The following is a 17,020-nucleotide window of genomic DNA, read 5'->3' on the forward strand; positions in this document are numbered from 1 at the left end:
ATCTATGGTACTGGTTTACAGTGCCGCGATGGTTGTCTTCTGCTCTTCAAGCTTGATTAAGGTTTCTTGGTAACCTTCTAGCTTTTCACGTTCTTTCGCAACAACCGCTTCTGGCGCTTTAGCAACGAAACCTTCGTTACCTAGTTTACCTTCGATACGTTTGATTTCGCCGTGCGTTTTCTTGATTTCGCCATCAAGACGAGCAAGCTCTGCATCTTTGTCGATCAGACCCGCCATTGGGATCATCAGCTCAGACTTCTCAACCAATTTAGTTGCACAAGCTGGGGTCTCTTCACCTTCAGCCAGTACTTTGATTTCATCTAGTTTAGCCAGTGAGCTCAGTACTGTCTTGTTTGCTTCGATACGAGCCGCATCTTTCTCATCAGCGACCTTAACCATTACCGACAGACCTTTGCTAGGTGCAATGTCGTACTCGGCACGTAGGTTACGGATCGCGGTGATGAAGGTTTTAACCCATTCGATATCTTCTACGATTTCAGCGTTGAAGTTCTCTTGGTTAAACTGAGGCAGCGCTTGAGTCATGATAGTGTCGCCCTCAACACCGTCTACTAGAGGCTTCACGCTCTGCCAGATAGATTCAGTGATGTAAGGAAGCACTGGATGAGCTAGACGAAGCGTTTTCTCAAGTACCGTGATCAGCATGTGGCGAGTCGCAACTTGCTGAGCTTCAGTGCCTTTCCAAAGAACTGGCTTAGTCAGCTCCAGGTACCAGTCACAGAATTGGTTCCAGATGAATTCGTAAAGCGTGTTTGCTGCCATGTCTAGACGGAAGTTATCTAGGTGAGCGTTAAACTCTTTCGCAGCCAGCTCAAACTGAGATTCAATCCATTTGTCCGCTAGAGAGAACTCTAGGTTAGCGCGTTCTTCAGCAGACAGTGACATGCCACAATCGTGCTCTTCTGTATTCATCAGTACGTAACGACTCGCGTTCCATAGCTTGTTACAGAAGTTGCGGTAGCCTTCAAGACGTTTCATGTCCCAGTTGATGTCACGGCCAGTAGAAGCCATAGCAGCAAGAGTGAAACGCAGTGCGTCAGTACCGTATGGTTCGATACCGTTCTCGAACGTCTTACGCGTGTTCTTCTCGATCTTCTTCGCTAGCTGAGGTTGCATCATGTTGCCACAACGCTTCTCTACTAGAGACTCAAGGTCGATACCATCGATCATGTCGATAGGGTCAAGTACGTTACCCTTCGACTTAGACATCTTGTCGCCGTTTTCGTCACGGATTAGGCCCGTTACGTAAACAGTCTTAAATGGTACTTGTGACTTACCGTTTTCATCTTTGTTGAAGTGCATGGTCATCATGATCATACGCGCAACCCAGAAGAAGATGATGTCGAAGCCCGTTACTAGCACATCTGAAGGGTGGAATGTCTTCAGGTCTTCAGTTTGCTCTGGCCAGCCTTGAGTACCGAACGTCCAAAGCGCAGAAGAGAACCATGTATCAAGTACGTCGTCGTCTTGGCGAAGAACTACAACAGGTGCAAGGTTGTTGTTTGCACGTACTTCTTCTTCAGTACGACCTACATAGACGTTGCCGTCGTTGTCGTACCAAGCTGGGATACGGTGACCCCACCAAAGCTGACGAGAGATACACCAGTCTTGAATGTCACGCATCCAAGAGAAGTACATGTTTTCGTACTGTTTAGGAACGAATTGGATTTCACCGTCTTCAACCGCTTTAACTGCAGGCTCAGCAAGAGGTGCAGCGCGCACGTACCATTGGTCAGTTAGCATTGGTTCGATAACCACACCGCCACGGTCGCCGTAAGGAACCGTTAGGTCGTGATCTTTAATTTCGTCTAGTAGACCAAGCTCTTCAAACTCTGCAACGATCGCTTTACGTGCAGCAAAGCGCTCCATGCCGTGGTATTTCGCTGGTAGCTCAGTTGAGTACACATCACTTGCTTCACCGTTAGTGGTGAATACTTCCGCAGCATCACGAATGTCAGCGTTGAAAGTTAGGATGTTGATCATTGGTAGCTGGTGACGTTTACCTACTTCATAGTCATTGAAGTCGTGTGCAGGAGTGATCTTCACACAACCAGTACCTTTCTCCATATCAGCGTGCTCGTCACCCACAATAGGGATGCGACGATCAACGACAGGAAGAAGAATTTCTTTGCCGATCAGATCTTTGTAACGTGGATCTTCTGGGTTTACAGCAACACCCGTATCACCAAGCATGGTTTCAGGACGAGTCGTCGCAACAACAATGTAGTCTTTACCTTCTGCTGTCTTCACGCCATCCGCTAGAGGGTAGCGGAAGTGCCACATGTGGCCTTTTTTGTCTTTGTTTTCAACTTCAAGATCAGAAATTGCAGTGTGCAGTTTAGGATCCCAGTTTACTAGACGCTTACCACGGTAGATCAGGTCTTCTTCGTACAGGCGAACGAATACTTCTTGAACTGCGTTAGATAGACCGTCATCCATTGTGAAACGCTCACGGTCCCAGTCTACTGATGCACCTAGACGACGAAGCTGCTTAGTGATTGTGCCACCAGATTCGTTTTTCCATTCCCAGATCTTGTCGATGAAGGCATCACGACCGTAGTCATGTTTGGTTTTGCCTTCTTCTGCTGCGATTTTACGCTCAACAACCATCTGAGTAGCGATACCAGCGTGGTCAGTACCTACCTGCCAAAGGGTGTTTTTGCCCTTCATACGTTCAGCACGGATCAGAGTATCCATGATTGTATCTTGGAACGCGTGGCCCATGTGTAGGCTACCAGTGACGTTCGGTGGCGGGATCATGATGCTGTATGATTCTTTCGTCGTGTCACCGTGTGGCTTAAAGTAGCCTTTCTCTTCCCAAGCTTGGTATAACGCTTGTTCGATTGAAGTTGGGTTGTATGTCTTTTCCATAGCTATAGATATTCTGCAGATAGGTCTGGTTTAATTCTAAGTCAATCTTTATAAGTGAACTCTCTAGAAGGAGAGCTTAGCTATAAGGATTGACCATTAGTTGTGTGCGATGTCGATCGTTTGTAGCTGATAACCCGCTTGGCGATAGATTTTATATCGTTCTCGCGCCAGTTGCTTGGCTTTTTCTTCGCAAGGGACGAAGTCTACCACCTCTGCAAACTTGTTCGCAAAGGTTGTCTCATTTTCCGCCAAATTTATTACCAGCTGACGGTTCCATGAGGGCTTAACACCTTGGTATCCGATTTCAATGCCTGTGCCATATTTCGGCCCTTCACCAGTGAGGTTATGAGCCAGATATTGTTCGGCATCGACTTGCCAGAAACATTCCGCTAACTGCTCAGCATGCTGCTTATCATGGCAATGGAGATACACCTTAGCGCCTTGTTTGGCAAAGTGACCAGCAAGAAACAAAACATATTGTTCAAAGCCTTGTCGATTGGCTTGCGGTGAATCGGGCTTAATGATGTAAAACGTCGCGTTTGGCATAATCATTCCGAATAAAAAAGGGCCTTTCGGCCCTTTAGAATTTGTTCATAAATTACTCTTCTGTCTCTTGGCCACTGCGGTTCAGCAAGAACTGGACAAGCATTGAGACTGGGCGGCCTGTTGAGCCTTTAGCTGCACCAGACTTCCACGCAGTACCTGCGATGTCGACGTGTGCCCAGTTGTATTTCTTAGCAAACTTAGACAGGAAGCAACCTGCTGTAATCGTACCGCCAGGGCGACCACCGATGTTTGCCATGTCAGCAAACGGGCTCTTCAGCTGCTCATGGTATTCGTCTGCCATTGGTAGACGCCATGCGCGGTCACTGGCTTGCTCAGAAGCATTAACCAATTCATGAGACAGTGGATTGTGGTTAGAGATAACGCCGCTAATGTGGTGACCCAGTGCAATCACACAAGCACCTGTTAGCGTAGCTACGTCTACAACACAATCTGGTTCGAAGCGCTCAACATAAGTCAGTGCATCACAAAGAACCAAACGGCCTTCAGCGTCAGTATTAAGTACTTCAACAGTTTGGCCTGACATCGTTGTCAGAATGTCACCTGGACGGTAAGCATTGCTGCCCGGCATGTTTTCACAGCCAGCAAGAACACCAATGACGTTGATTGGTAGGTTCAGTTTCGCCAGAGACTTCATGGTACCGAAAACAGATGCCGCACCACACATGTCGTACTTCATCTCATCCATGCCTTCACCAGGCTTAAGTGAGATACCGCCTGAATCAAAAGTCAGACCTTTACCAACCAGCACGATTGGTTTCGCTTCTGGATCTGGGTTGCCCTTGTACTCCATGATAGACATCATAGATTCATTCTTAGAGCCGCGGCCTACTGCTAGGTATGATGTCATACCTAGTTTTTCCATCTCTTGCTCACCAATAATCTTGGTTGTGATGGTGTCATAGTCATCAGCCAGACGACGAGCCTGAGAAGCAAGGTAAGCAGGGTTGGCGATGTTTGGCGGCATGTTGCCAAGATCTTTCGATGCTTTTACACCAGAAGAGATCGCTAGACCGTGTGTGATCGCTTTTTCACCTAGGTTCAGCTCACGACGTGTTGGTACGTTAAAGACCAGCTTACGTAGCGGGCGACGAGTTTCCGGCTTAACGCTCTTAAACTGATCGAAAGTGTACAGACCATCTTTGGTTGCTTCGACTGCTTGACGTACTTTCCAGTATGTGTCACGACCTTTCACGTGCAGCTCTGTCAGGAAGCATACCGCTTCCATTGAACCTGTCTCGTTCAAGGTGTTGATGGTTTTCTGAATAATTTCTTTGTACTGACGTTCGCCCAGTTCACGTTCCTTGCCACAACCGACAAGCAAAACGCGCTCAGACAAAACACCTGGTACTTGATGCAGCAGTAGCATCTGCCCTGGTTTACCTTCCAGATCACCACGGCGAAGTAGTGAACTGATATAGCCGTCGCTGATTTTATCGAGCTGTTCAGCAACTGGAGAAAGGCGACGTGGTTCGAATACACCCACAACGATACATGCACTACGTTGCTTTTCCGGGCTACCACTCTTTACACTGAACTCCATGCGTACTCCTACATCCTGAAGACAAATAGAACTAAATGTTAGATAATGGCGTCTTACTTGTTGATTCCTTAATCGGAACTACTTTTAAATAAGCGCGTTAACAGTTAGCCAAAAAATTTAAAAATAAAAGGTTCAACGGGAAATTATAGTGATTCAATTAAAAAAACAAGTTTTGTATAGGTAATTTCAGCGTGATTATTGTTAGATATTTGATCCGCGAGACACTCAAGAGCCAGTTAGCGATATTTTTTATCCTGTTTTTAGTGTTTTTAAGCCAAAAATTGATCAAAGTTTTAGCGGATGCTTCGGATGGAGATATTCCTGCCAGTCTGGTTATGCACTATGTGAGTTTGAGCATGCCGTCAATGGGGCTTTTGATGCTGCCATTGAGTCTTTTCCTCGGTATTTTGCTGACTTTTGGCCGACTGTATGCAGAAAGTGAAATAACCGTCATGAATGCGACCGGAATAGGAAATAAGTTTCTAATCCGCGCCGCACTTTATCTTGCGGTGATCACTGGCGTGATTGCTGCAGCCAATGCGTTTGTATTTTCTCCGATGAGTCAGGAAAAGCTGATTCAGCTACAGGAAGAAGTGGAAGCGGAGAACAGTGTTGACCTATTGCAGAAAGGTCAGTTCCAGGGCACTCCAGACGGTTCCTCTGTAGTCTTTATCGACGATATTGAAGGCAAGCAGCTCAAGCATGTGTTTGTGGCTCAGATGCGCCCACGTGATTCAATTCTACCAAGTGTCTCCTTCTCGCAATCTGGTGAGGTGAAAGAACTGAGTGATGGGCGTCAGGTTATTCGCATGTACGATGGTACGCGTTATGAAGGTGTACCAACGCGCGTTGATTACATGGTGACCGATTTTGACCAGTATGAAGGCCTGATTGGCCAGCGAGATGTCAAGCCGAAAGGGCGTGACTGGGAAGCTATCCCGACGATGCAGTTGGTATCTAACCCAGATCCGCGTGCTCAGGCCGAATTGCAATGGCGTATTTCTCTGGTTGTCTGTATTCCGCTTCTGACTATGTTGGTCGTCCCGTTGTCAGCAGTTAACCCGCGTCAGGGCCGCTTCGCCAAAATGGGCCCAGCGATTCTCATCTATTTGGCATATTTCCTTTCGATCAGTGCCACTAAATCGGCACTAGAAGATGGTTCTATTCCGTCGTTCATCGGTATGTGGCCGATTAACGCGGCCTTGCTGCTGACCGCAATAGGGATCAATTCGATGGACAGCATTCCAATGCGACGCTTTAAAGACAAACTAAGACAAAGAAAGAAGGCAGCATAAGCCGTGTTTAAAATTCTCGATCTTTATATTGGCAGAACCATTATCGCCACGACGTCGCTCGTATTGGCGACCTTTGTTGGCCTGTCTGCCATCATCAAATACGTTGAACAGCTACGCAAAGTGGGTCAGGGTAGTTATGACTTGCTGCAAGCCTTGTTTTACGTGTTACTGAGTATTCCTCGTGATATCGAAATGTTCTTCCCAATGGCAGCATTACTGGGGGCTTTGATCGGCTTAGGTATGCTGGCGTCAAGTTCCGAGTTGGTAGTGATGCAGGCCGCTGGCTATTCTAAGCTGGATATCGGCCTGTCGGTTCTAAAAACGGCGGTTCCTCTGATGGTTCTGGTGACTTTACTTGGTCAGTGGGGGGCACCTCAGGCACAGAAAATGGCGCGCGATCTGCGTGCGTTTACCACATCTGGTGGTGCGATAATGTCAGTACGAACTGGTGTGTGGGCCCGGGATGCCAACGACTTTATCTTCATCGGTAAAGTTGAAGACGACAAGCTATACGGTTTGAGCATGTGGCGCTACAACGACGATAAACAGTTGGAAAGCGTGGTGCACGCGGCCGAAGTGGATTACTTATCTGACAACACTTGGGTGATGAAAGATGTTCAGTTGACTGAAATGGCGGATGAAGTGGAAATCACCAAAACCAGTTTACCTGAGTATCGTTGGACGACCTCTTTAGCACCCGACAAGCTCGCTGTCGTGACAGTGAAACCCGAAGAGTTATCACTCAGTGGTCTTTATGATTACGTGACTTATTTGAAAGCTTCAGAGCAGGATGCTTCGCGTTATGAACTGGCCCTGTGGCGGAAAGTGACTCAGCCGTTTTCCATTGCCGTTATGATGTTGATGGCGCTGTCGTTTATCTTTGGGCCACTGCGTAGTGTTACCATGGGAGCTCGTATTCTATCTGGTGTAGTGGCAGGTTTTACTTTCTATATCTCCAGTGAGTTCTTTGGCCCACTCAGTCTGGTTTACAGTATCCCGCCAGTTTTTGGTGCTGTGATGCCAAGTATTGTCTTTCTGACAGTGGCTTTAGCCCTCTTGAGAAGAAAGCTCTAAACACTGCATCTGAAATAAAAACGGCTGCCAATGGCAGCCGTTTTACTGTTTATCAAAGCAACTTTTTCAGTCGGTACAACTCTTCCAGTGCCTGACGTGGCGTTAGATCGTCAGGGTCGATGCCAGAAAGAGCTTCTTCCACTTCGCTTGGCTCCGGAATAAGACTCAGTTGATTAGCAATATCGACCGCACTGCTGGTGGCGCTGCTGCTTTCTCCTTGACTGAGTTGCTCAAGCTGAGTCAGTTTTGCTCGGGCATTTTTAATGACACTCTTTGGCACACCAGCCAGCCCAGCTACAGCAAGGCCGTACGATTTGCTCGCTGCACCTTCTTGAACGGCGTGCATGAAGGCTATCGTATCGCCGTGTTCCACTGCATCTAAGTGAACGTTCGCTAAATGAGGAATCTGGTTTGGCAGCTCGGTCAACTCAAAGTAGTGGGTGGCAAACAAGGTCATTGAACCAAGCTCTTTTGCCAACCATTCAGCACTCGCCCAAGCAAGTGAGAGACCATCGTAAGTACTGGTGCCTCGACCGATTTCATCCATCAGCACTAGGCTATTGGTGGTCGCATTATGGAGAATGTTGGCAGTTTCCGTCATCTCTACCATGAAGGTAGAACGGCCAGAGGCGAGATCATCGGATGCGCCAATACGGGTAAAGATGCGATCGATAGAGCCAATTTGAGCCGATTCAGCCGGTACGTAAGAACCGATATGGGCCATTAGCGCAATCAAGGCAGTTTGGCGCATGTAGGTCGATTTACCGCCCATGTTCGGGCCGGTGATGATCAGCATCTTACGCTGTGGGTTGAGCTCTATCGGATTGGCAATAAATGGCTCATCCATTACTTGTTCGACGACAGGGTGGCGCCCTGACTGAATGTGAATACCAGGTTCTTGGCTCATCACTGGTCGGCAGTAATCTAAGCTATCCGCCCGCTCTGCAAGGTTTTGCAGCACATCTATTTGGGAAATAGCTGAAGCCAAATTCTGCAGTTTTTCTAGGTGGGGCATTAAAAGGTCAAACAGCTCTTCCCACAACTGCTTCTCAAGCGCCAGTGCCTTCGATTTGGAATTAAGAACCTTGTCTTCATGCTCTTTCAGCTCAGGAATGATGTAGCGCTCTGCATTTTTCAACGTTTGACGGCGCACATAGTGCGGAGGTACTAGGTGGCTTTGTCCGCGGCTTACTTGGATGAAGAATCCGTGAACATTGTTGTAGCCGACTTTGAGCGTATCGATGCCATGGCGTTCACGTTCATCTTGTTCCATCTTTTCCAGATACTCAGTCGCACCATCAGCGAGTTTTCGCCATTCGTCGAGCTCGGCATTGTACCCTTCAGCAATCACGCCACCGTCTCGGATCACCACCGGTGGGTTCTCTTTAATGGCACGTTCAAGCAGCTCACAAACGGCTTCTTGTGGCGCCGCATATTGCCCTAGCTTGGTGAGATAAGGATGAGCAAGCGTGCCCATTGTCTCTGCCAACTCAGGCAATTGCTGCATAGCATGGCGTAAGCGCGCCATGTCACGAGGGCGGGCGCTGCGCAAAGCAAGACGCGCCAAGATACGTTCGATGTCGCCAATCTGTTTGAGGGTTGGGTGTAAGTCAGCAAACAGAGTCAGTTCTTTCAGTTCACTGATCGCATCTAGGCGGTGGTTGAGTGTATTGATGTCACGCATTGGCTGATGAAGCCAACGTTTCAACATTCGGCTACCCATAGGCGTCGCAGTATGATCAATGACTTCTGCGAGTGTATTGTCAGTCCCGCCAGCTAAGTTCTGAGTGATCTCCAGATTGCGACGAGTGGCGGCATCGAGAATAACGGAATGATCCTGACGATCATAAGTTAGGGAGCGGATATGTGGTAGAGCGGTACGTTGAGTGTCTTTCACGTACTGAATCAGACAGCCAGCGGCGCATAGCCCGAGATGTGCTTGTTCCACGCCGAAACCAACCAAATCACGAGTACCAAACTGTTGGTTTAACTGCTGTTTAGCGGTATCCAGTTCGAACTCCCACACCGGGCGACGACGATTACCGTTGCGCGCGGCCATCAATTCTACAGGTTCGAAGTCTTCTGGAAAGAGCAGTTCACGAGGGGCAGTTCGTTGCAGTTCGGCCGCCATCGCTTCTTCGGTTTCCGGTTCCATCAGTTGGAAGCGGCCAGAGGTCACATCCAGCGTGGCATAGCCAAATTTACCATCGTGGTGATAAATCGCTGCGATGAGGTTATCAATCCGTTCTGAAAGCAGCGCTTCATCAGTGACTGTTCCCGGAGTCACGATACGAACGACTTGGCGCTCCACCGGTCCTTTACTGGTGGCTGGGTCACCAATCTGCTCACAGATAGCCACTGATTCACCGAGCTGAACGAGCTTAGCCAGATACCCTTCTACCGCATGAAATGGGACACCAGCCATAGGAATGGGTTCTCCAGCGGAGGCTCCACGTTTGGTCAGCGAGATATCAAGTAACTGAGATGCACGCTTGGCATCGTCATAAAAAAGCTCATAGAAATCTCCCATTCGATAGAACAGCAATATATCCGGATTCTCAGCCTTCAATTTGAGGTACTGCTGCATCATGGGAGTGTGTTTTTGTTCAGCTTTCACGGTTAAAATCTTTTGTTTATTTCTATTGCGGCTTAGGATACGTGAATCACTGATTGGCGAAAAGTCACAATGAGAGTTTTAAATATGAAGGCATTGCAAAAACTATCTCAAAAACTAGGTGAACACCTAAATCATCATAATTTAATCCTTACCACAGCAGAGTCTTGCACTGGTGGTGGTGTATCAGCCGCAATTACCGATATTGCGGGCAGTTCGGCCTGGTTTGACCGTGCTTTTATTACATACAGTAATGAAGCGAAAATGGAGATGTTAGGCGTAACGGAGCCGACGCTTGTTTCTCATGGCGCTGTCAGCGAAGAGACTGTGATTGAAATGGTACGAGGTGCGATTGAACATTCTAATGCCAACATTGGTGTTTCAATCAGTGGTATTGCGGGGCCAGGAGGTGGTAGCACTGAAAAGCCAGTAGGAACGGTTTGTTTTGCTTGGGCCGATGAAAACAGTTGGCTGAAAGTTGCCACTTATCACTTTGATGGTGATCGAGCTGAGGTTCGCCAGCAGGCCGTTGAAGTGGCGATGACAGTACTGTACGAAGAGTTGGAACAACGCAGCACATATTCTGGCTGAGAATTTAAAAGTGAATAAAATTAAAGAGATATGATCTAAATCTAAAAAAAATTCACACAGCTATAGACACTGTATGAATCAACAGTATAATAATTTTCGTTGATTGCCTCAGAGGATTCTGGGGAAGAAGAGAAGAATTCAAAGATCATCAATGCGTTGATGAACAAATCGGAGAAAGTGATGGACGATAACAAACAGAAAGCGCTCGCCGCTGCGCTCGGTCAGATTGAAAAGCAATTCGGTAAAGGCTCTATTATGCGTCTTGGTGATAACCGCGCTATGGATGTTGAAACCATCTCGACAGGTTCACTTTCTCTTGATATCGCATTGGGTGCTGGTGGTCTGCCAATGGGTCGTATCGTTGAAGTTTATGGCCCAGAGTCATCAGGTAAGACGACACTAACTCTTGAGCTGATTGCTGCTGCACAACGTGAAGGTAAAACATGTGCTTTTATTGATGCAGAACACGCTCTTGATCCTGTCTACGCTAAGAAGCTAGGCGTAGATATTGATGCACTGTTGGTTTCTCAGCCAGACACGGGTGAGCAAGCGTTAGAAATCTGTGACGCTCTGGCGCGCTCTGGCGCGATTGACGTTATGGTTGTCGACTCTGTGGCTGCATTGACACCGAAAGCGGAAATCGAAGGCGAAATGGGCGATAGCCACATGGGTCTTCAGGCGCGTATGCTTTCTCAGGCAATGCGTAAGCTGACAGGTAACCTGAAGCAGTCAAACTGTATGTGTATCTTCATCAACCAGATCCGTATGAAGATCGGTGTGATGTTTGGTAACCCTGAAACGACCACAGGTGGTAATGCACTAAAATTCTACGCTTCTGTTCGTCTTGATATCCGCCGCACAGGCTCTATCAAGGAAGGCGACGAAGTGGTGGGTAACGAAACTCGCATTAAAGTGGTTAAGAACAAGATCGCAGCACCGTTTAAACAAGCGGAAACGCAAATCATGTACGGCGCGGGCTTTAACCGTGAAGGTGAGCTGATTGACCTGGGCGTGAAGAATAAGTTGGTTGAAAAAGCGGGCGCTTGGTATAGCTACAATGGCGATAAGATTGGCCAAGGTAAAGCAAATGCATGCAAGTACCTACGTGAAAACCCAGCGGCGGCTCAGCAAATCGATACGAAATTGCGTGAGTTGTTGCTAACACCGGCAGAAATCCAGCCAGACGACGCTGAGCTAGGTGAAATGCCAGAGCAAGAAGAGCTATAAGCACTGATAGCTCAGAGTTTTGAAGCCCTGCAATTTTGCGGGGCTTTGTTGTATTTAGCGTAACCGAATAATCTTTAAGTGCTTATGTTTCAACGCAAACCTCCCACTTTATCCAGTAAAGAAGCTGCCATTCAACTGCTTAGTCGGCGTGATCATGGTGAGTATGAGCTTTATCAGAAGCTTGCGATGAAAGGCTATGAAGAAGAGGCGATTCAAGAAGCGGTTAACTTCTGTCTTGAACACAATTACTTAGACGATCTTCGTTACACCAAAAGCCAGATCCGACAGCATGTATACAAAGGTCATGGTGAGCGACGTATTCGTCAGGAGCTCAATCAGAAACGTGTCAGTGAGTCCGTTATTGAAAAGGCATTTGAAGAGGAGCCTCAAGACTGGTTTGAGTTGGCGAAACAGGCTACCGAAAAAAAGTTCAAAGGCGTCAAAGCGAAAGATCAGAAAGAGTATGCAAAACAGGTGCGATTTCTTCAATATCGCGGCTACAGCTTTGAACAAATCAGCTATGCCCTGAGTAATGAAGACGGATCATAAACAGTGTTTATGCGCTCATTTTTTGATTTGTTGCGAAATTCGCGTTGAAAAGGCTCTTTTCTACAAGAAAGCTAGTCGTGGCTGATTGCTTGATCTACAATACGGCAAAATTCTAACTCGACTATTTTCAGGAAGAGCTGCATGTACATGAGCACTGATGAGGTTCGTAATTCGTTCCTCAAGTTCTTTGAAAGCAAAGGACACCAAATCGTAGACAGTTCATCGTTGGTTCCACATAACGATCCAACCCTGCTATTTACTAACGCAGGTATGAACCAATTCAAAGATTGCTTCTTAGGCGCCGAAAAGCGAGCCTACACGAGAGCAACTACGGCTCAGCGTTGTGTACGTGCAGGTGGTAAACACAATGACCTTGAAAATGTTGGCTTCACCGCTCGTCACCATACTTTCTTTGAAATGTTGGGTAACTTCAGTTTTGGTGACTATTTCAAAGAAGATGCAATCGCATTCGCTTGGGAATTCCTGACAGAAACACTGCAACTGCCAAAAGATCGCCTACTGGTCACGGTTTACGAGACAGATGACGAAGCATTCGATATCTGGAACAAAAAAGTCGGTATTCCAGCAGACAAAATTGTCCGCATCGGTGATAAAGAAGGCGGCAAGAAGTTCGAGTCTGACAACTTCTGGACAATGGGTGACACAGGTCCTTGTGGTCCATGTACTGAGATTTTCTATGATCACGGTGAACACATTTGGGGCGGCCGTCCGGGCACACCGGAAGAAGACGGTGACCGCTTCATCGAGATCTGGAACAACGTATTCATGCAGTTCAACCGTCATGCTGACGGCACAATGGAACCGCTTCCTAAGCCTGCTGTTGATACAGGCATGGGTATTGAACGCATCTCTGCAATCATGCAAGGTGTTCATTCAAACTACGAAATCGATGTATTCCAAAAGCTAATCAAAGCTGCGGCAGAAACCATCGGTTACGAAGACCTATCAAATCAATCACTACGTGTTATCGCTGACCACATCCGTTCATGTTCATTCCTGATCGTTGACGGCGTTATGCCTTCAAACGAAGGTCGTGGTTATGTACTACGTCGTATTATTCGTCGTGCAGTTCGTCACGGTAACAAACTAGGTGCGAAGGGCGTATTCTTCCATAAACTGGTTGGTGTGCTTGCTGAAGTGATGGGTACTGCGGGCGAAGAGCTTAAAAAGCAACAAGCGGTTGTTGAAAAAGTGCTACGTATCGAAGAAGAGAACTTCGGACGCACGCTTGAACGTGGTATGACAATTCTGTCTGAAGCTCTCGATAACCTAGACGGTAAAGTGTTAGATGGCGAAACCGTCTTCAAGCTGTACGATACTTACGGTTTCCCAGCAGACCTTACTAACGATGTAGCTCGTGAGCGTGAGTTCACCATCGATGAGGCCGGTTTCGAAAAGGCGATGGAAGCGCAGCGTCAACGTGCTCGTGAAGCAGGCCAGTTTGGTACTGACTACAACGCGACCATCAAGTCTGATGTAGATTCTGAGTTCTGTGGCTACACGGGTACTGAAGGCAAGAGTAAAGTTGTGGAAATCTTCGTTGAAGGTGAAGCAGCGGAGTCGTTATCAGCAGGCGATCAAGCCATTCTTATCCTAGGTGAAACGCCATTCTACGCCGAGTCCGGTGGTCAGTGTGGTGACGCAGGTGTATTGAAGACTGAATCTGGTGTGTTCACCGTACAAGATACCCAGAAGCTTGGTAACGCCATCGCACATCATGGTTTTCTTGCTGAAGGCGTTTTGGCGAAAGGTGATGATGTAGAAGCGGTTGTGGACGCTGAGCGTCGCGCAGCTATCTCACTAAACCACTCTGCTACGCACTTACTGCACGCTGCATTGCGTAATGTACTAGGTGAGCACGTAACGCAGAAAGGTTCGCTTGTTAAGCCTGAAAATTTACGTTTTGATTTCTCTCATCTAGAAGCGGTAACACCAGCTGAATTGAAAGAAGTTGAGCGTCTGGTTAACGCACAAGTGCGTCGCAACCACAACATCGAAACCAACATCATGGACATTGAATCTGCCAAGCAGAAAGGCGCAATGGCACTGTTCGGTGAGAAGTACGACGACGAAGTTCGCGTACTGTCTATGGGTGAGTTCTCGACAGAGCTTTGTGGTGGCATCCACGCAGAGAACACCGGCGACATCGGTCTATTCAAGATCACATCTGAAGGTGGTATTGCCGCAGGTATTCGTCGTATTGAAGCCGTCACTGGAGAAGCTGCGCTAGACGCAATCGAGCAGCAACAAGCTAAGTACGAAGAGAAGCTTGCAGAGTCTGTATCTAAAGCGAAAGCTCTTGAGAAAGAGATCCAAAAGCTGAAAGACAAGATGGCGGCTGCGGAAAGTGCAAACATCATGGGTAAAGCTCAAGAAATCAACGGTGTTAAAGTCCTTATCGCTGCGATGCAAGATGCTGATCCTAAGAACCTGCGTACTATGGTTGATGACATCAAGAACCAAATGGGCAGTGGTGTCGTCATGCTGGCGAACATCAATGGTGAGAAGATTGGTTTGATTGCGGGTGTCACAAAAGATCTTATCGGCAAAGTTAAAGCGGGCGACTTAGTGAAAATGGTTGCTGAGCAAGTCGGCGGTAAAGGTGGTGGTCGACCTGACATGGCTCAGGCTGGTGGCACAGACGTTGAAGCGCTTCCTGACGCAATTAAGTCTGTTCAGCCATGGCTTGAAGAGCGCCTGTAAAATCTGATTTGTATATAAATACGCTCAATCAATTGTTTGATTGGGCGTAATTTTTTTCTACTAACCAAGTGGTTTAATAGCTCAGTTACTCTGTGCTGATTAAGCAGCTTGGTTTTTGTTATTAATGCTGCAAACAATATTCAATTGATTGAATGTGGCCTAATGAGACTTTGGTCTTGGGAAGGTGAAGACTGGTGAAAAAGCCCCTTATCGTGCAAAAGTTTGGCGGAACCTCTGTGGGTTCAATTGAAAGGATCCACAAAGTCGCTGAGCACATCATTAAGGCGAAAAATGATGGTAATCAAGTTGTAGTCGTTGTGTCTGCTATGTCTGGAGAGACAAACCGACTATTGGATCTGGCAAAGCAGGTAGACAGCGTGCCAACTGCCCGAGAACTTGATGTTTTGCTCTCTGCTGGTGAGCAGGTGTCGATGGCACTGCTGGCAATGACTCTGAATAAACTAGGTTATGCCGCACGCTCACTTACCGGAGCACAAGCGAACATTGTGACGGACAATCAACACAATGACGCGACGATTAAACACATTGATACCTCAACAATTGAATCATGGCTGGCGCAAGACAATATTGTCATTGTCGCGGGTTTTCAGGGTATGAATGAGAATGGGGATATCACCACGTTAGGCCGAGGGGGCTCTGATACCAGTGCCGTCACTTTGGCGGGCTCTCTGCAAGCAGAAGAGTGCCAAATTTTTACTGACGTCGACGGTATCTATACTTGCGATCCTCGCACGGTTCCTAGTGCCAAGAAGTTGGATGTGATTGATTTTCCTTCCATGGAGGAAATGGCACGTAAAGGAGCGAAAGTGCTCCACCTTCCTTCGGTTCAGTACGCTTGGCTACATAATGTGCCACTGCGTGTTCTCTCCACGTTTGATGGCAATACAGGCAGTTTGGTCAAGGGCAGTGAATGCCAAAAGGCGATCTGTGGGGTCGCAATCCAGCGTGAACTGACAATGCTGAAGGTTGACCGTGATGCATTCAGCGGCTTAGAGAAACAGTGTCAGATGCTGGGTGTCACGATTTGGAATGTGATCGACCATGCAGAATGGGTAGGTGCGGTGATAAAACACGATGCTTATGCCAAGCTGGAACTGGTGTTCGGTGACAAAATCCGTAATAGTGAAGAGGTTAGCCTACTCACAGCAGTAGGTCTTCAGGTCGAAGGATTGGTTGAACAGTCTTATGCCTTGTTGTCTGAACAGGGGATAGATGTGATGCATTATGCAGTGAATTCACAGTCGTTGATGTTGGTGTTGTCTCCAGAATACGTCGACAAAGCGGCAAACATACTGCATGATGCTTACATTACTTCTGCAGAGGCGCTCGACTGCCAACAAAAACATGCCTTTTTAGGTTAATTAGGCTCGAGAATAGAGTTTACGAAAATATAACTTTTGTTGGATAATAGCCTCGTAGCAAGAAAAATCAGAGATTACTCAAGGAGCACAGAATGCTAATTTTAACTCGCCGCGTTGGCGAAACTCTAATGATCGGTGATGAAGTCACAGTCACAGTACTGGGCGTGAAAGGTAACCAAGTACGTATTGGTGTTAATGCACCGAAAGAAGTGTCTGTTCACCGTGAAGAAATCTACATGCGCATTCAGGCAGAAAAAGGTAATGGTAACACTGCATCAGGCAACTACTAATTACACGAGAAGGCTGACATTATGTCAGCCTTTTTTGTATTGTTGATAGGCATATTTATAGCAAAAAGAGCGAATTAGCATCGCTTTGATTAAATAGCCAACGGTTGGCCAACTTTTTGCTGATTTTGCCAAGAAAATGTTTGACATATTTTCGGTAAATCGTAATATGTGCCTCCGCAAGACGGTGAGGTGGCCGAGAGGCTGAAGGCGCTCCCCTGCTAAGGGAGTATGCGGTTTGTAGCCGCATCGAGGGTTCGAATCCCTCCCTCACCGCCATT

At 47.3% G+C, this 17,020-nt stretch carries 12 protein-coding genes and 1 tRNA gene; 9 read left to right on the top strand and 4 right to left on the bottom strand.

Features of this window, described 5'->3' with window-relative positions; genetic code table 11:
* Positions 1–15 precede the first annotated feature (15 nt).
* The 3 genes from QMA41_RS23955 to pepA form a co-directional block, all read right to left on the bottom strand.
* Positions 16–2,889, bottom strand: a complete 2,874-nt coding sequence (locus QMA41_RS23955) for a valine--tRNA ligase (protein WP_065740768.1) — start codon at positions 2,887–2,889, stop codon at positions 16–18.
* 96 nt (positions 2,890–2,985) lie between these two features.
* On the bottom strand, positions 2,986–3,435 hold the full coding sequence (locus QMA41_RS23960; RefSeq protein ID WP_006963123.1) for a DNA polymerase III subunit chi: 450 nt from the start codon (positions 3,433–3,435) through the stop codon (positions 2,986–2,988).
* Positions 3,436–3,487: 52 nt separating this feature from the next.
* Entirely contained in the window at positions 3,488–4,996 is a 1,509-nt protein-coding gene (gene pepA / locus QMA41_RS23965) for a leucyl aminopeptidase (protein WP_019277979.1), read from the bottom strand.
* A gap of 191 nt (positions 4,997–5,187) precedes the next feature.
* Here pepA and lptF point away from each other — a divergent pair, with 191 nt between their 5' ends.
* Complete coding sequence (lptF, locus tag QMA41_RS23970) at positions 5,188–6,291, top strand: LPS export ABC transporter permease LptF (RefSeq protein ID WP_006963121.1); 1,104 nt, start codon at positions 5,188–5,190, stop codon at positions 6,289–6,291.
* A gap of 3 nt (positions 6,292–6,294) precedes the next feature.
* Entirely contained in the window at positions 6,295–7,365 is a 1,071-nt protein-coding gene (lptG, locus tag QMA41_RS23975; RefSeq protein WP_006963120.1) for an LPS export ABC transporter permease LptG, read from the top strand.
* A 52-nt stretch (positions 7,366–7,417) separates the two neighbouring features.
* Here the strand turns inward: lptG and mutS are convergent, their stop codons facing one another.
* Positions 7,418–9,982 (bottom strand): DNA mismatch repair protein MutS, encoded by a 2,565-nt coding sequence (gene mutS / locus QMA41_RS23980; RefSeq protein ID WP_281630772.1) that lies wholly within the window; start codon positions 9,980–9,982, stop codon positions 7,418–7,420.
* Between the two features lie 84 nt (positions 9,983–10,066).
* Between mutS and pncC the strand changes: the two genes are divergently transcribed.
* The 7 genes from pncC to QMA41_RS24015 all read left to right on the top strand — a co-directional run bounded on the left by pncC (position 10,067) and on the right by QMA41_RS24015 (position 17,018).
* Positions 10,067–10,570 (top strand): nicotinamide-nucleotide amidase, encoded by a 504-nt coding sequence (pncC, locus tag QMA41_RS23985; protein ID WP_281630773.1) that lies wholly within the window; start codon positions 10,067–10,069, stop codon positions 10,568–10,570.
* A gap of 180 nt (positions 10,571–10,750) precedes the next feature.
* On the top strand, positions 10,751–11,797 hold the full coding sequence (gene recA, locus QMA41_RS23990; protein WP_031343405.1) for a recombinase RecA: 1,047 nt from the start codon (positions 10,751–10,753) through the stop codon (positions 11,795–11,797).
* An 84-nt stretch (positions 11,798–11,881) separates the two neighbouring features.
* Complete coding sequence (recX, locus tag QMA41_RS23995) at positions 11,882–12,346, top strand: recombination regulator RecX (RefSeq protein WP_281630774.1); 465 nt, start codon at positions 11,882–11,884, stop codon at positions 12,344–12,346.
* Positions 12,347–12,487: 141 nt separating this feature from the next.
* Positions 12,488–15,070 carry an alanine--tRNA ligase gene (gene alaS, locus QMA41_RS24000; RefSeq protein ID WP_281630775.1) on the top strand — a complete coding sequence of 861 codons (2,583 nt, stop codon included), beginning with the start codon at positions 12,488–12,490 and terminating at the stop codon, positions 15,068–15,070.
* Between the two features lie 194 nt (positions 15,071–15,264).
* Positions 15,265–16,452 (top strand): aspartate kinase, encoded by a 1,188-nt coding sequence (locus QMA41_RS24005; RefSeq protein WP_281630776.1) that lies wholly within the window; start codon positions 15,265–15,267, stop codon positions 16,450–16,452.
* 92 nt (positions 16,453–16,544) lie between these two features.
* Complete coding sequence (csrA, locus tag QMA41_RS24010) at positions 16,545–16,742, top strand: carbon storage regulator CsrA (RefSeq protein ID WP_006963114.1); 198 nt, start codon at positions 16,545–16,547, stop codon at positions 16,740–16,742.
* 183 nt (positions 16,743–16,925) lie between these two features.
* Positions 16,926–17,018: transfer RNA gene (locus QMA41_RS24015), tRNA-Ser, on the top strand.
* Positions 17,019–17,020 lie beyond the last annotated feature (2 nt).

This window comes from Vibrio sp. St2 (assembly GCF_947311885.1).
Lineage (GTDB): Bacteria > Pseudomonadota > Gammaproteobacteria > Enterobacterales > Vibrionaceae > Vibrio > Vibrio coralliilyticus.

What these genes read in the sequence shown, in the direction of transcription:
- QMA41_RS23955 (WP_065740768.1), bottom strand. Translation starts at nt 2,889, where the DNA reads ATGGAAAAGACATACAACCCAACTTCAATCGAACAAGCGTTATACCAA.
- QMA41_RS23960 (WP_006963123.1), bottom strand. Translation starts at nt 3,435, where the DNA reads ATGCCAAACGCGACGTTTTACATCATTAAGCCCGATTCACCGCAAGCC.
- pepA (WP_019277979.1), bottom strand. Translation starts at nt 4,996, where the DNA reads ATGGAGTTCAGTGTAAAGAGTGGTAGCCCGGAAAAGCAACGTAGTGCA.
- pncC (WP_281630773.1), top strand. Translation starts at nt 10,067, where the DNA reads ATGAAGGCATTGCAAAAACTATCTCAAAAACTAGGTGAACACCTAAAT.
- recA (WP_031343405.1), top strand. Translation starts at nt 10,751, where the DNA reads ATGGACGATAACAAACAGAAAGCGCTCGCCGCTGCGCTCGGTCAGATT.
- recX (WP_281630774.1), top strand. Translation starts at nt 11,882, where the DNA reads ATGTTTCAACGCAAACCTCCCACTTTATCCAGTAAAGAAGCTGCCATT.
- alaS (WP_281630775.1), top strand. Translation starts at nt 12,488, where the DNA reads ATGTACATGAGCACTGATGAGGTTCGTAATTCGTTCCTCAAGTTCTTT.
- csrA (WP_006963114.1), top strand. Translation starts at nt 16,545, where the DNA reads ATGCTAATTTTAACTCGCCGCGTTGGCGAAACTCTAATGATCGGTGAT.